Origin of the sequence: Gordonia sp. 852002-10350_SCH5691597, assembly GCF_001665715.1 — a bacterium.
In the GTDB taxonomy this organism is placed as follows: Bacteria; Actinomycetota; Actinomycetes; order Mycobacteriales; family Mycobacteriaceae; genus Gordonia; species Gordonia sputi.
This window is the reverse complement of sequence record NZ_LZMO01000188.1, coordinates 26,456-40,116: the sequence shown is the minus strand read 5'-3', so window position 1 is coordinate 40,116 and position 13,661 is coordinate 26,456. Positions and strand designations below refer to the sequence as shown.

Sequence of the window (13,661 nt, the reverse complement as noted above, 5' to 3'; positions counted from 1 at the left end):
CACCCGAAACCACAAGTGCTACAGCCAGAATGAGTGCAGTGATGACGAACAGCGCAAGTAAGCCTCGTACTCTCGCCGAGAAGGTGTGGGATGACCACGTCGTCGTACGCGGAGACGCGAACGGCGGGAACGACCCCGATCTGATCTTCATTGATCTCCACCTCGTTCACGAGGTCACCAGCCCGCAGGCATTCGAGGGTCTGCGGCTCGCGGGCAGGCCTGTGCATCGACCGGATCTGACGATCGCGACCGAGGATCATAATGTGCCGACAGTCGACACCAACCTGCCCATCGCCGACCCGGTGTCCCGGACTCAGGTCGACACTCTGCGAAGCAACTGTGAAGAGTTCGGTATTCGCCTGCATCCCATGGGCGATAAGGAACAGGGCATCGTTCACGTCGTCGGACCTCAGCTGGGACTGACCCAGCCGGGAATGACGGTTGTCTGCGGCGACAGTCACACGTCGACCCACGGCGCCTTCGGTGCGCTCGCAATGGGAATCGGGACATCGGAGGTCGAGCACGTGCTCGCGACGCAGACGCTGTCGTTGCGGCCGTTCAAAACGATGGCCATCACGGTCGACGGCGAATTGGCGCCCGGTGTCACGAGTAAAGATCTGATCCTGGCCGTCATCGCCAAGATCGGTACGGGCGGCGGACAGGGTTACGTGCTCGAGTATCGCGGTAGCGCCATCGAAAAACTCTCGATGGAAGCGCGGATGACCATCTGCAACATGTCGATCGAGGCGGGCGCGCGTGCGGGCATGATCGCTCCCGATGAGATCACCTTCGATTTCCTCAAGGGCCGTCCCAATGCTCCGAAGGGAGCCGATTGGGATGCGGCGGTCGAGTATTGGAAGTCGTTGCGCACCGATGACGACGCCGAATTCGACGAAGAAGTGCATATCGATGGCGCGTCGTTGAGTCCCTTCGTCACGTGGGGCACCAATCCCGGCCAGGGAGCGCCACTCTCCGCGTCGGTGCCGGATCCGGCCGACTTCGGCGACGAGAACGCGGCGGTCGCGGCGTCGAAAGCCCTTGAGTACATGGACCTCACCCCCGGAACCCCGTTGCGTGAGATCAGTGTCGACACCGTCTTCGTCGGCTCGTGCACGAACGGGCGGATCGAGGACTTGCGTGCGGTCGCCGAGATCCTCGACGGTCGAACGGTCGCCGAAGGTGTTCGGATGCTTGTGGTCCCGGGTTCGATGCGGGTGCGTGCGCAGGCCGACGAGGAGGGTCTCGGTGAGATCTTCACCGCCGCAGGCGCGGAGTGGCGTCAGGCCGGTTGCTCGATGTGTCTTGGAATGAACCCAGATCAGCTCTCGCCCGGCGAGCGCTGCGCGTCGACGTCGAACCGCAACTTCGAAGGGCGACAAGGCAAGGGCGGCCGTACGCATCTCGTGTCACCCGCCGTCGCCGCGGCAACGGCTGTGCGAGGCACACTGTCGTCGCCCGCGGATCTGTGACAGGCGCGCAACGCGCCGTCTGAGTCCGCCATCACCGAAGCCAACTCCCAGATCGCAAGAGGCACACATCATGGAACCGTTCATCACTCACACAGGCATCGGCGTTCCGCTGCGTCGAAGCAACGTCGACACCGACCAGATCATCCCCGCCGTCTACCTGAAGCGTGTGACCCGCACGGGTTTTGAGGACGGACTGTTCGCCGGGTGGCGCACCGACCCCGACTTCATCCTCAACGTCGAACCCTGGAATCGCGGTTCGGTTCTGGTCGCGGGTCCCGACTTCGGCACCGGGTCGTCGCGCGAGCACGCGGTCTGGGCGCTGTCGGACTTCGGTTTTCGTGTCGTCATCTCGTCGAGGTTCGCAGACATCTTCCGCGGCAACGCCGGAAAGGCCGGTCTCGTCGCCGCACAGGTCGAGCAATCCGACGTCGAACTGCTCTGGAAGCGTCTCGAAGAGCAGCCGGGTCTCGAACTGACTGTGAGCCTCGAAGATAGGACCGTAACCGCGGGAGACCTCGTGGTGCCGTTGACAATTGATGACTACACGCGGTGGCGTCTGATGGAGGGACTCGACGACATCGGGCTGACATTACGGCAGGTAGACGCGATTTCTGAGTACGAGCAGCGTCGCCCGTCATGGAAGCCGACAACATTGCCGCTCTGATTTTCGGCTCCAGGCAAGCCTTTCCGCGATACGACGATGGAAGTGCCCGAAAGCGTGACGAATTGGTGACACGTCACGCTAATTGGCGTGGAAGATGGAAGTTTTCGGCGTCGACGTTTACCGTGTGGTGGTAGCTGGCCTGATAAGAGGGCCAGATCGGCTTGCGGAGGTATCCAATGAACAAGGCAGAGCTCATCGATGAGCTGACAGTAAAACTCGACACGGATCGAAAGACCGCGACCGAGGCGGTCGAGCAGTTGGTCGACTCGATCGTGCGCGCAGTCAACAAGGGTGAGAGCGTCACCATCACCGGCTTCGGTGTCTTCGAGAAGCGTCGTCGCGCACCACGCGTCGCGCGTAACCCGCGCACAGGCGAGACCGTGAAGGTTCGCGCGACGTCGGTGCCCGCGTTCCGTCCGGGTGCTCAGTTCAAGGCTGTCGTGTCCGGCAAGCAGAAGCTCGCCTCGTCGGGTCCGGCCGTGAAGCGTGGCAGCGGCGCCACCACGGGTACCGCGGCCAAGAAGACCACTGCGGCAAAGAAGTCGACAGGTACTGCGGCCAAGAAGACAACCGCGGCCAAGAAGACCACGACTGCGGCGAAGAAGACCACGCCGGCAAAGAAGACCACGACCGCGGCGAAGAAGACCACGCCGGCAAAGAAGACGACGGCCAAGAAGACAGCCGCCAAGAAGACGACCCGTCGCTGAAAGTTCGCAGCGACAAGTTCACATTCTCAACTCACCCCCGATGGCCTTCCCCCGTCGGGGGTGAGGTGCGTTCGGACCCGATTCAGCCCCTGTAGCCAATCGCCCTGGGCCCGACCAACCCCCGGGCCCGACCAACCCCGGGGCCCGGTCAACCCCTGGGCCCGGTCAACCGCTCCGGCGGGTCACTCGACGTCGTGGCGGGGGAACGGGCTGTCGATGTGGTCGGCGGCGACGAGCTTGCCCTGATGCGTCGATACCACCCAGACGCTCGCCTTGCGGTTCCGCGCGGCGGGCAACGAGACGCCGTCCTGCTTGCCCCACCACTCCATGAGCGGCGGAATCACCTTGCCCTGACTACATACTGCGCGCACGACGGAGCCAGAATCGGTCGCGAGGTCGACGATGCGTCGTTGCGCGGCAACGGGGTCGTCGCGGTAGGCCTCTTCCGACAGCGTCGATTCCGTGATGATCGGCACCCCCAGTGCGCGCGCGGTCGGCGCAACGGTTTGCTCGCACCTGGTCCGGTCGGCGCTGTGTATCTCGTTGGTACCGAACGCGGGGAGCAGCGCCGACAGCGCGTCGGCCTGTGTGCGTCCCTCGGGGTCGAGCGGACGCAGCCGGTCGTCGCCGTGGTAGCGGGAACGACTGCCTGCCTTGGCGTGGCGAACCAGCAGCAGAGTATCGAGATCGACTGGGAGCCTTAGGAATTCGCGTAGTACGCGGCGATCCTGCGAGTAGCTCAGAAGCCGCTCTGCCGCGTCGATGCCGAGCCACTCCATCTCGTCGACTTCGTGGTTCTCGACGAAATCTCCGCCGACAGCTCGAGCCGACCAGTACCGCACGCGCTTTCGGCCGCTCGAGATGTCGTAGCCGACGTCGCGGAGATGCCTGCCGATCCGTACGCGGTAACCGGTCTCCTCGCCGATCTCACGGACCGCGGTCATCACGAGTGTCTCGTCGGCTTCGATCTTCCCTTTGGGAAGGGTCCAGTCGTCGTAGCGAGGTCGGTGGATCACACCGATCTCGACACCGTTGTTCTCCCGCGGACGCCACAGCACGCCGCCCGCGGCCCAGATCGTCTTGAGTGTCTTGGACATTGCCTGTGATGCTAGTGGCCGAAGGTTACGAAAAGGGTGGGCTTGTCACATGCCTGCGTCGCGACGGCGGGTGCGCCGCATCATCTGTCGTTGATGGTCGCGTACCTCTTCGCCCGCGGCGGGTGAGGCCATCCAGCTTCCGTCCGATTGCAGGACCCAGCATCGTGTTCGGGGGTCGAGCGCCGAATCGAAGATGTCGCCGAGTTCAGCGGTGAGCCGGTCATCGCGCACCTGCACCATCACCTCGATACGTCGATCGAGGTTGCGGTGCATCATGTCGGCACTGCCGATCCAGTACTCATCCTGCGCCCCGAAATGGAAGATGCGTGAGTGTTCGAGGAATTGGCCGAGGATCGAGCGCACATGAATGTTGTCGCTGACGCCCGGCATCCCGGGACGCAATGCGCAGATTCCACGCACGACGATTTCGACCGGAACACCGTTTTGCGATGCGCGGTACAGGGCATCGATCACCTGCTCGTCGACGAGGGCGTTGGCCTTCAACCGAACTCGGGCGCGGGGATCGCCCTCATGCTTGAGATCGATCTCACGGTTGATGCGCTCGACGATGCCGGAACGAATCCCGGTAGGGGCGACCAGGATGTTGCGGTACTCGCGTTTGCGGGAGTAACCAGTGAGCGTGTTGAACAGATCGGTCAGGTCGGCGCCGATGTCCGGTGCGGCAGTGAACAATCCGACGTCCTCGTAGAGCCGCGCGGTCTTCGGATTGTAATTGCCGGTGCCGATGTGGCAGTAGCGTCGGATCGACGATCCCTCACGACGCACCACAAGGCATGTCTTGCAGTGGGTTTTGAGTCCGACAAGGCCGTAGACGACGTGCACGCCTGCCTGCTCGAGCTGGCGCGCCCACTTGATGTTGGCCTGTTCGTCGAAGCGAGCCTTGATCTCGACGAGAGCCACGACCTGCTTGCCTGCCTCGGCAGCGTCGATGAGCGCGTTGACAATCGGCGAGTCACCGGAGGTGCGATACAACGTCTGCTTGATCGCGAGGACCTGCGGGTCGGCTGCAGCCTGCTCGATGAATCGCTGCACGCTCGTCGAGAACGAATCGTAGGGGTGGTGCACGAGGACATCGCCTTCGCGCAACGTGGAGAACACACTCTTGGGCGTCTCCCGCTCGCCGAACGCGGGATGTGTCGACGGTACGAACGGGGGGTCCTTGAGCTGTGGCCGGTCGAGCGAACCGATCTCGAACAGCGACGCCAAATCGAGCAGCCCGGGAACCTGGATCACGTCGGCGGGGTTGACGTCGAGTTCACGCAGGAGCAGTTCGAGCATGTGCTCGGTCATGTCGTCGGCGACCTCGAGTCGGACCGGCGAACCGAACCGGCGTCGTGCGAGTTCACGTTCGAGCGCCTGAAGCAGGTCTTCGTCGCGATCCTCTTCGACCTCGAAGTCTGCGTTGCGCGTGATGCGGAACGCGTGGTGCTCCACGATCTCCATGCCAGGGAACAGATGTCCGAGATTGGCGGCGATCAGATTCTCCATCGGAAGGAAGATCGCGGTGCGATTTCCTTTGCCGTCGGCTTCCGCACTGGGCGGCATCAGTCGATCGACACGGACGAACCGATTGACGTTGTCGGGCACCTTGACTCGCGCGAAGTGCTCGCCACCCTCGCCGGCGTCGCGCACCGTGACAGCGAGGTTGAGGCTCAGTCCGCTGATGTAGGGGAAGGGGTGTGCGGGATCGACGGCGAGGGGCGTCAGCACCGGGAACACGTCATCGTGGAAGTACTCGACCATCCGGGCCTGCTGGGCCTCGGTCAGATCCGACCAGCCGACGACGTAGATGTCGTTGTCCGCCAGTGCAGGACGCACCGAGTCGAGGAACACTCTGGCGTGCCGGTCGGCGAGGGTCTGGGTGCGTCCGGCGATCCGCAGCAACTGTTCGCGCGGGGAGAGTCCGTCGGCTGAGCGCACCGACAGGCCGGTTTCGTCACGGCGCTTGAGACCCGCGACGCGGACCATGAAGAACTCGTCGAGATTCGACGCGAAGATCGCGAGGAACTTCGCGCGTTCGAGCAGCGGGATCGACGTGTCCTCGGCGAGGGCGAGAACACGCGAATTGAAGTCGAGCCAACTCAGCTCGCGATTGAGGTATCTGTCCTCGGGAAGATCGGCTGACTCGCCCGGTTCGAGAGTTGCCGCGGGCGGCGCACCAGGAATCGCACTGATCGGTTGTGTGGTGACCGGAGTCGTCGTGGTGTCGTCAGCTGTGCTCACCGTTCAATCATGACGCATCGGACTGATCGCCGACACCGCTGGCCGTCGCGTCGGAGATCTCGGCATTTCCGAGCACAGAGAGTGTGTGCTCGCCGACGCCGAGTCGCAGTGCGGCGGCGAGATCGTCGACGGTGTCGACGTCGGTGCGCACGTCGGGCCAGAGGAGATGCTCTGGGTCGAGTTCGACAACGCCCGCGGAACGATGCGCCGCAGCCGAATCCGGCCCGAAACGCGGCAATTCGTGCGCTGTCATCGGCCGCAGCAGAAGAGATGTGCCCGTGCCTGCGCGGTCGGTCACCATCGACTCGCCGCGCTCGACTGCGGCGTCGACGATCTCGCGCAGACTCGACGGCTGCGCCGCGGGAAGGTCGGCCTGGACGATCACGACCCATCGATGCAAAGGCCACATGGTTCGAGCCTCCGCGGCGCCGAGCGCGTAGGCCGCGTTCAGGTCGCCTGCGACGTCGCCGGGCTCGTCGACGACGTGTGCCGAGAGCTGCTGGGCCCGCTCGCGGACCCGGTCGTCCGGGGTCACGACCACGACGTCGCGAATTCCTGCTTCGTGCAGGGTGCCGATGGTGTCCGCGAGCATGGCGAGCACGAAGGCGCCCGGATCGGCCCGCAGGCGCTCGCGCTGTGCGGGGGAGAGCTCGATCAGGGACGTCTCGGGAGTCTCAACCCCTGCGGCGTCGCTCATGGTGGAGACCAGACGCGATTTGGCGTCGCCGAGTCGTTTGACCGCGAGGACCGCGACCACGGTGCCGAGCGCGCACTCGTCGCCGGAGTCGCCGCAGTGCTGCCCGCGACCGGCGGGTACCGGAGCGTCGGCGGGCATGCGTCGTCGCTCGTTCGGATGACCGCGTACACAGGAGAGGGTCATGTAGACATGATGACCCATGCACGAGAGGACGTGTGGACGCGAGGGGTGATCGGCGTCGGAGGTTCTCGAATCGATCGGACGGGCATCGTCGGCGGTCTACCCTTGACCGAAGCGATGTCGGGCGAATGAGGAGAGTTGTGCGGGCGGTTGTGATGGGTGCCGGGTCATGGGGCACGGCGACGGCGAAGGTACTCAGCGACGCGGGGACCGACACCACCCTGTGGTGTCGGCGGGAAGAACTCGCCGATCGGATCAACGAGTCGCATACCAATGCCGACTACCTGGCGGGAATCACCCTTCCCGCGAATCTCACGGCGTCGAGCGACATCGCCGAGGCGCTGACCGACGCCGATCTCGTGGTGTGTGCTGTCCCGGCGCAGTCGCTGCGCGACAACCTCGCCAACTGGCGCCCGCACCTGAGCGACGACGCGACGCTGGTCTCGCTGGCCAAGGGCATCGAGACGTCGACGCTGATGCGTATGAGCGAGGTGATCGCCGAGGTCGCAGAGGTTCCCGCCGAGCAGATCGCGGTGCTCACCGGGCCGAATCTCGCGCGTGAGGTCGCCGAGGGCCAGCCCGCCGCAACGGTGATCGCGTGCTCCGACCTCGCGCGTGCCGAACAGCTACAGCAGATGTTCAACACCGGGTACTTCCGGCCGTACACCAACACCGACGTCATCGGCTGTGAGATCGGCGGTGCGGTCAAGAACGTGATCGCGCTGGCGTGCGGTATGGCCAGCGGCGTCGGATTCGGGCAGAACACCCTCGCGACGATCATCACTCGTGGCCTCGCGGAGACCATCAGACTCTCGAGCGCAGTCGGTGGGCAGATCGAGACCCTCGCCGGTCTCGCGGGTATCGGCGACCTCGTCGCCACCTGCTCGTCGCCGCTGTCGCGCAACCGCACCTTCGGTGCTCATCTCGGGCAGGGTGCGACGATGGAAGAGGCGCAGGCCGCAGCGTCGGGTCAGGTCGCCGAGGGCGTGAAGTCGTGCACGTCCGTCACGGCACTCGCCGAGAAATACCAGGTCTCCATGCCGCTCACCGAAGCTGTGAACAGTGTCTGCCACGACGGCCTGCCCGTCGCCGAAGCGGTCAGCTCATTGCTGGGTCGCAAGACCAAACCGGAGTTCCGAGCCGGCGACGCGTGATCTACCCGCGGCCGGACGGTACGAAAGCGGTTGCCGCTCAGCCGAAGTCGAGTGGTCCTCGGGGGAGTGTCCGTTCGATGGCGGCCGAGACGTCGGTGATCGGTCCGTTGCCCGCGTTCACCGGAACCCACAGCGCAACGTACGGGCGGTGATCGACGCAGATGAACGCCTGCCCGGAACCCTCGATGGAATCGGTGATGAACCACTGCACGGGGTTGACCACCTGCAGGTTGCTGGTGGGGGAGAGCTCCGCCGGGCGCGAGACGCCGCACCGCACGATCACCGGATCGCCGTCTTTGCTCGCAGGCCAACTGGCCTGTGTTCCCGAGATCGTCTTGTTGCCGTATCCCTCGAAGGTCTGCGGCAGCGCGGCGAGGAACTTCGGGCATTCGGCGGGAGTCGACGACTCCGCGGCGTACGAGTCGACGGGCGTCGAGTCCGAGTTGCCCGGACGAAGCGCCGCGAACACGATGAAGCCCACGATCACCATCACCGGAATCGTCACCAGTGTGGCGATCAGCGCCGGACTCAGCCGCGGTCCTGAGTCGCCGTAGCGCGCGTGCGTCGTGTCCTCGACGCTTTCGGCGGAGCCGGACTTTTTGACGCCTTCGGCCGCGCTGCCACGTTCGGCGTCGGTCTCTTCCGCGCGGTCGGCGTTGTTGTCGGGTTCGTCCGGTCCGGGTGGGGTCACGTCGACAACCCTAGGACATCGCCGCGCAGCTCCTGTGGCGTGCCGGTCAGTGCGCTGCGTTCACCACCGGGCATGTCAGGGTGCGTGTGATGCCGTCGACCTTCTGGATCTGAGGTACGACGTCGTTGTTCAGGTGGCCCGCATCGGTGGCCTCGACCCGCACGATCACGTCGTAGGGTCCACTGACCTCCTCGGAGGAGGCAACTCCGGAGATCTCTGCGATCGTCGCAGCCGCCAATGCGGCTCGTCCGACCTCCGTCTGGATCAGTATGTATGCCTGAACCACGGCCATCCTCTCGTATCCACTGTGCCGTCGGCCCCGGGCTGGGGAGCGGCGAGTCGACGCCCGCGGCAAGCCGCCGAAGGCATCTGGCTCCGGTCTCCCGGAAACCACTTCGCGCGTCGAAGCGCCACACGAAGTCACTACACTGTGGGGATATTGTCACCACAACGCCGCGAGAGCGCGAACCGAAACGAATAACCGTGGAGCCGACGAGGAGTTGACAGTGGCAGGTGGCGACGAGAACGCCACGACCCCCGACCACCCGGAGCCCAGTGGTGTCACAGTCGGTGACCTGGGTGAGCGGGCGCTCATCTCGCTGTTCACCTCGGCGGCGACGACCGCAACGTCGGGCGACATCGTCGTCGGATCCGGTGACGACGCCGCCATTTTCGACGCGGGTGGTCCGACCGTCATCAGTACGGACACCGCCGTGCAGAACCGTCACTTTCGCTTCGAGTGGTCGACGCCGCGCCAGATCGGAGAGCGGGCGGTGATCCAGAGCGCGGCTGACATCGCGGCGATGGGGGCACGTACGGTCGGCGTCGTCGTATCGATCGCATGTCCGGTGAGCACTCCCGCTGCCACTCTGACCGAGATCAATGACGGCATCCTCGCCGCAACCCATCGTCTCGGCGGTCGAGTGCTCGGCGGCGACCTCGTCGCCGCAGACGAGGTGGTGCTGACCGTCACATCGGTGGGTGCACTCGACGGACTCACTCCGGTGGCGTTGACCGGCGCGCAGGTCGGCGATGTGCTGGCTGTGAGCGGACCGCTCGGCAGCGCCGCCGCCGGGCTCGCCGTCCTGCTCGCCGCTGACGAATGCGACGACGACGGCGAGCGCAGTGCGCAGCGCTCCCGACTACGTGCACAGCACACCGAGGTGGTGGATTCGCACCGTCTGCCCAACCCCGACCTCTCGGCGGGTGTGGTGGCGGCGCGCGCAGGCGCTCACGCCATGACCGATGTCTCCGACGGACTGGTCGAGGAGCTGAAGACCCTGGCGGCAGCGTCGAATGTCGCTCTTGCAGTTGATGTCTCGCGAGTTCCGCGAACAGAGGCGACCAGACGAGCCGCGGCCGAACTCGGTGAGTCCGACGACATCTGGGCACTGACCGGCGGCGAAGACCACCAGTTACTGGCTGCGTTCGCGGCCGCCGACGTTCCGCTAGGGTGGGTCGTCATCGGTGATGTCCGCGAACGCACGGGCGATCGCGCACCGGTGTCTCTCGACGGCATCGCGACGAGTGACCTGCGCGGATGGCAGTCCTTCGGACACCAGTAGGTGGCGGCCGTCACCGCGGTGATTAGATCGACCCATGGCGATTTACGCACTCGACGATCGTGAACCGATCCTCGGTGAGGACGTGTACATCCACCCCGACGCGACGGTGATCGGCGCCGTCACCCTCGCAGACGGGGTGTCGGTGTGGCCCGGGGCTGTGCTGCGGGGTGACTACGGGACAATCTCCATCGGTCGGCGAACCAACATTCAGGACGGCACGGTCATCCACTGCACGCCGATCGATCCGACGGTCATCGGTGCCGGTTGCGTCGTCGGACACAACGCCCACATCGAGGGTGCGACGATCGGCGACAATTGTTTGATCGCGTCGGGTTCCGTTGTCCTCAACGGGTCGACGGTCGGTGACGGCGCCATTGTCGGCGCGGGAGCCGTTGTGCCTTTCAAGTTCTCGGTTCCCGCACGGGCGATGGCACTCGGTGTGCCCGCGCGTATCCGCGAGGGATTCGAGGTGCCCGCCGACCATATCGACCTGAACGTCGAGATGTACCACCAGAATTCGCTGTACTACCGATCGAAGCTCAGGAGACTCGACTGATCATGACCCCACAACCGTTGAGCGAACTCATCGATCCCGGTTGGGCGCAGGCACTCGCGCCGGTCGAGGAGAACATCGCGCAGATGGGGCAGTTCCTGCGTGACGAGAATGCCGCTGGTCGCCGCTACCTCCCAGCCGGACGAAATGTGTTGCGCGCATTCACACAACCTTTCGACGACGTCCGCGTGCTCATCGTCGGACAGGATCCGTACCCGACGCCCGGCCATGCGGTCGGGCTGAGTTTTTCTGTCGCAGAGGATGTTTCGCCCATTCCGCGCTCGTTGGCCAACATCTACACCGAGTACTGCGCCGATCTCGGTTATCCCAAGCCGGCCAACGGCGACCTGACACCGTGGGCGAAATCGGGTGTGCTGCTGCTCAACAGAGTGTTGACCGTCGCTCCCGGCGAGCCCGCGTCGCACCGCAACAAGGGGTGGGAGGCGGTGACCGAGTGCGCGATCAAAGCGCTCGTGTCACGCGACGAGCCGCTCGTGGCAATCCTGTGGGGACGCGATGCCGCAGGCCTTCAGCAATGGATGCCCGACGTACCGGTGATCGTGTCGCCGCACCCCTCACCGTTATCGGCGAGCAAGGGGTTCTTCGGCTCGCGTCCGTTCAGTCGGGCCAATACCGAACTCGAAGATCTCGGCGGCGAACCGGTCGACTGGCGCCTACCCTCCTGAAGCCCCTGCTCTCCTGAAGCCCCCTTCCTGTCAGCGGACGAAGCGTCGGGCTTCGGCGTCGGTGCGTTCCTGCCAGCCCACTCTCTCGAGTTCGGGGACGTCGTCGGCCTCGGTGGGATAACCCAGGCACAGGTATGCGGTGAGTCGCCACGTGTCGGGCACACCGAGATCGGTTGCCGCGGTGGGGGCGTCGAGGATGGATATCCAGCCGACTCCGACGCCGCGCGCCCGTGCTGCCAGCCACAGGGTCGCGACGGCAGTGACCGTCGAGTAGTCAAGTGTCTCCGGCATCGTCCGCTTACCGAGGCCGTGCCCCTGCGTGCCCGCATGGTCGGTGAAGACAGCGAGCTGGATCGGAGCGTCGTCGAGTCCGGAGAGCTTCAGCGCCGCGTACGCACGCTTGCGTTCGCCCGCGTACCCGTCGAGGGCCTCGGCGTTGCATGCGACGAAGTTGCGGCGGATGCGAACGCGGGCCTGCGCCGAGTCGACGCGCACCCATCGCCACGGTTGGCTGTTGCCGACCGACGGCGCGAGCTCGGCTCGTGCGAGCAACTCGTCGAGCAACTCTGGCTCGAGTGGATCGGCCCGGAAATGTCGGACGTCACGACGCCACGCGAACAACGTGTCGAGGTTTTCGATGAACGAAGCGTCGAACGTCGTCACCGCTCGCGTGCCGCTGCGAAGTCGGGGGTCCGCTTGCCCACGAACGCGTCGACGCCCTCGACACCCTCCGCGGAGCCGCTGTTGGTCGAGATCGCGTGCGCCTCGGCGGCGAGCTGATCGCGGAGTGTCGCGGTGGCCGACGCGCTCAGGAGGGCGCGTGCCGTGGCCAGGCCGGCGCGTGGGCCTGCGGCGAGTGTGCGGGCGATCTCGGCGGCGGTGTCGTCGATCTCGGCGTCGTCGACGAGGCGCGAGAGGATGCCCCACGCGAGTCCCTCGTCAGCGGTGATGACTCTGTCGGTGAGGATGATGTCGCGGGCGCGGGCCGCTCCGACGGTGCGCGGGAGGGTCCACGTCATACCGCCGTCGGGCGACAAGCCGATTCCGGTGTAGGCGGGACGCAGGTTGGTCGACGGCCCTCCGATCGCGATGTCTGCGTGCAGCACGATGCTCAGCCCGGCCCCTGCGGCCCATCCGCGCACACCCGCGACGACCGGACGATCGGCGTCGAGCAGGGCGGTGACGAAGTCATGGAAGGTGTCGGCGAGGGCACGGATGAAGGTGGGGCGGTGCTCGGCAGAGGCGAAGTCGCGCACATTGCCGCCCGCGCAGAAATTTCGGCCGGCGCCGAGCAGCAGGACCGCGCCGACTTCGCGTTCGCCGCGTGCGATCTCGCGCAGGGCGGTGGTTGCCGATTCCAGTGAGGCGTCGTCGAGTGCGCCGCCCTTGCTCGCATCGGAGATGCGTAGGACGAGGACGTCGCCGTCCGGTGTCACAGCCGAGTCTGCCGGGGACGTTGTGGTCGAGGTCATGGACGACACCCTAACCCGCAGATGCAGACAACCCGACCCCGGGGCCGAGCGTTCGCTCGGTCGGGATCGGGTTGTCAGTTCTCGCGATCAGGCGAGGGTGGTCTTGCCGGCCTTCAGGCAGGAGGTGCAGACGTTCTTACGCTTGCGGTTGCCCGGGGCCACCTCGACACGCACAGACTGGATATTGGGATTCCAGCGGCGGTTGGTACGGCGGTGCGAGTGCGAAACGGACTTGCCGAAGCCCGGACCCTTGCCGCAGACGTCACAGACGGCAGCCATTGTCGAACTCCCTTGATAGATGGAATGATCTTGCGGTTACGCCAGCTCGCTGCTCGCGGAAACGCAACGTCATCCACGGCGGCGGCAAGGCAACCCTGCAAGGGTAACCGTCCGGGTGCGTCACCACCAAATCCGGGCCGAGCGTGATCTGCCGCGGCGTCGGCGTCGGGTAGGCGGCGAATGCGCCGGACCCGTCGACGGCG

Annotated in this window: 15 protein-coding genes; 7 read left to right on the top strand and 8 right to left on the bottom strand. The window is 65.4% G+C overall.

The annotated features are described in order from the left end of the window. The first annotated feature begins 41 nt into the window (after positions 1-41). The 3 genes from leuC (at position 42) to A5777_RS13545 (ending at position 2,840) form a co-directional block, all read left to right on the top strand. On the top strand, positions 42-1,469 hold the full coding sequence (gene leuC, locus A5777_RS13555) for a 3-isopropylmalate dehydratase large subunit (RefSeq protein ID WP_064863099.1): 1,428 nt from the start codon (positions 42-44) through the stop codon (positions 1,467-1,469). A 70-nt stretch (positions 1,470-1,539) separates the two neighbouring features. Then, positions 1,540-2,133: a 3-isopropylmalate dehydratase small subunit gene (gene leuD / locus A5777_RS13550; protein ID WP_064863041.1), complete on the top strand. Its 594-nt coding sequence runs from the start codon at positions 1,540-1,542 to the stop codon at positions 2,131-2,133. A 176-nt stretch (positions 2,134-2,309) separates the two neighbouring features. Next, on the top strand, positions 2,310-2,840 hold the full coding sequence (locus A5777_RS13545) for an HU family DNA-binding protein (protein ID WP_064863040.1): 531 nt from the start codon (positions 2,310-2,312) through the stop codon (positions 2,838-2,840). 182 nt (positions 2,841-3,022) lie between these two features. Here the strand turns inward: A5777_RS13545 and A5777_RS13540 are convergent, their stop codons facing one another. From A5777_RS13540 to cofC, 3 genes are read right to left on the bottom strand one after another with little or no spacing between them, the layout of a single operon-like run. Beyond that, positions 3,023-3,937, bottom strand: coding sequence for an NUDIX hydrolase (locus tag A5777_RS13540; RefSeq protein WP_064863039.1), 915 nt, complete (start codon positions 3,935-3,937; stop codon positions 3,023-3,025). A 45-nt stretch (positions 3,938-3,982) separates the two neighbouring features. Further along, on the bottom strand, positions 3,983-6,181 hold the full coding sequence (locus A5777_RS13535) for an RNA degradosome polyphosphate kinase (RefSeq protein ID WP_064863038.1): 2,199 nt from the start codon (positions 6,179-6,181) through the stop codon (positions 3,983-3,985). A 7-nt stretch (positions 6,182-6,188) separates the two neighbouring features. Next, complete coding sequence (gene cofC / locus A5777_RS13530) at positions 6,189-7,061, bottom strand: 2-phospho-L-lactate guanylyltransferase (RefSeq protein WP_231895060.1); 873 nt, start codon at positions 7,059-7,061, stop codon at positions 6,189-6,191. 137 nt (positions 7,062-7,198) lie between these two features. Between cofC and A5777_RS13525 the strand changes: the two genes are divergently transcribed. Further along, a complete protein-coding gene (locus A5777_RS13525) occupies positions 7,199-8,212 on the top strand; it encodes an NAD(P)H-dependent glycerol-3-phosphate dehydrogenase (protein WP_064863036.1) in 1,014 nt (337 codons plus the stop codon). A 37-nt stretch (positions 8,213-8,249) separates the two neighbouring features. Here the strand turns inward: A5777_RS13525 and A5777_RS13520 are convergent, their stop codons facing one another. Together A5777_RS13520 and A5777_RS13515 are read right to left on the bottom strand one after the other, a co-directional pair. Next, the gene (locus tag A5777_RS13520; protein ID WP_064863035.1) at positions 8,250-8,903 is read right to left on the bottom strand and encodes a DUF3515 domain-containing protein; all 654 of its coding nucleotides are present in this window, start codon (positions 8,901-8,903) and stop codon (positions 8,250-8,252) included. 46 nt (positions 8,904-8,949) lie between these two features. Next, complete coding sequence (locus A5777_RS13515; RefSeq protein WP_005205185.1) at positions 8,950-9,195, bottom strand: Lrp/AsnC ligand binding domain-containing protein; 246 nt, start codon at positions 9,193-9,195, stop codon at positions 8,950-8,952. 214 nt (positions 9,196-9,409) lie between these two features. Between A5777_RS13515 and thiL the strand changes: the two genes are divergently transcribed. The 3 genes from thiL to A5777_RS13500 are packed head-to-tail and all read left to right on the top strand — an operon-like array spanning position 9,410 to position 11,707. Beyond that, positions 9,410-10,468, top strand: a complete 1,059-nt coding sequence (gene thiL / locus A5777_RS13510; RefSeq protein ID WP_064863034.1) for a thiamine-phosphate kinase — start codon at positions 9,410-9,412, stop codon at positions 10,466-10,468. Between the two features lie 34 nt (positions 10,469-10,502). Next, on the top strand, positions 10,503-11,024 hold the full coding sequence (locus tag A5777_RS13505) for a gamma carbonic anhydrase family protein (RefSeq protein ID WP_064863033.1): 522 nt from the start codon (positions 10,503-10,505) through the stop codon (positions 11,022-11,024). A gap of 2 nt (positions 11,025-11,026) precedes the next feature. Beyond that, a complete protein-coding gene (locus A5777_RS13500) occupies positions 11,027-11,707 on the top strand; it encodes a uracil-DNA glycosylase (RefSeq protein ID WP_064863032.1) in 681 nt (226 codons plus the stop codon). Positions 11,708-11,737: 30 nt separating this feature from the next. Here the strand turns inward: A5777_RS13500 and bluB are convergent, their stop codons facing one another. The 3 genes from bluB to rpmB all read right to left on the bottom strand — a co-directional run bounded on the left by bluB (position 11,738) and on the right by rpmB (position 13,458). Further along, positions 11,738-12,370 (bottom strand): 5,6-dimethylbenzimidazole synthase, encoded by a 633-nt coding sequence (gene bluB / locus A5777_RS13495; protein ID WP_064863031.1) that lies wholly within the window; start codon positions 12,368-12,370, stop codon positions 11,738-11,740. Beyond that, complete coding sequence (locus tag A5777_RS13490) at positions 12,367-13,179, bottom strand: enoyl-CoA hydratase/isomerase family protein (RefSeq protein WP_082933667.1); 813 nt, start codon at positions 13,177-13,179, stop codon at positions 12,367-12,369. The genes bluB and A5777_RS13490 overlap by 4 nt, the downstream gene beginning before the upstream one ends. An 87-nt stretch (positions 13,180-13,266) precedes the next feature. Further along, on the bottom strand, positions 13,267-13,458 hold the full coding sequence (gene rpmB / locus A5777_RS13485) for a 50S ribosomal protein L28 (RefSeq protein ID WP_005180428.1): 192 nt from the start codon (positions 13,456-13,458) through the stop codon (positions 13,267-13,269). Positions 13,459-13,661: the final 203 nt, after the last annotated feature.

Coding starts and splice junctions, on each gene's coding strand:
- leuC (WP_064863099.1), top strand. CDS start 42: ATGACGAACAGCGCAAGTAAGCCTCGTACTCTCGCCGAGAAGGTGTGG.
- leuD (WP_064863041.1), top strand. CDS start 1,540: ATGGAACCGTTCATCACTCACACAGGCATCGGCGTTCCGCTGCGTCGA.
- A5777_RS13545 (WP_064863040.1), top strand. CDS start 2,310: ATGAACAAGGCAGAGCTCATCGATGAGCTGACAGTAAAACTCGACACG.
- A5777_RS13540 (WP_064863039.1), bottom strand. CDS start 3,937: ATGTCCAAGACACTCAAGACGATCTGGGCCGCGGGCGGCGTGCTGTGG.
- cofC (WP_231895060.1), bottom strand. CDS start 7,061: ATGACCCTCTCCTGTGTACGCGGTCATCCGAACGAGCGACGACGCATG.
- A5777_RS13515 (WP_005205185.1), bottom strand. CDS start 9,195: ATGGCCGTGGTTCAGGCATACATACTGATCCAGACGGAGGTCGGACGA.
- A5777_RS13505 (WP_064863033.1), top strand. CDS start 10,503: ATGGCGATTTACGCACTCGACGATCGTGAACCGATCCTCGGTGAGGAC.
- A5777_RS13500 (WP_064863032.1), top strand. CDS start 11,027: ATGACCCCACAACCGTTGAGCGAACTCATCGATCCCGGTTGGGCGCAG.
- A5777_RS13490 (WP_082933667.1), bottom strand. CDS start 13,179: ATGACCTCGACCACAACGTCCCCGGCAGACTCGGCTGTGACACCGGAC.
- rpmB (WP_005180428.1), bottom strand. CDS start 13,458: ATGGCTGCCGTCTGTGACGTCTGCGGCAAGGGTCCGGGCTTCGGCAAG.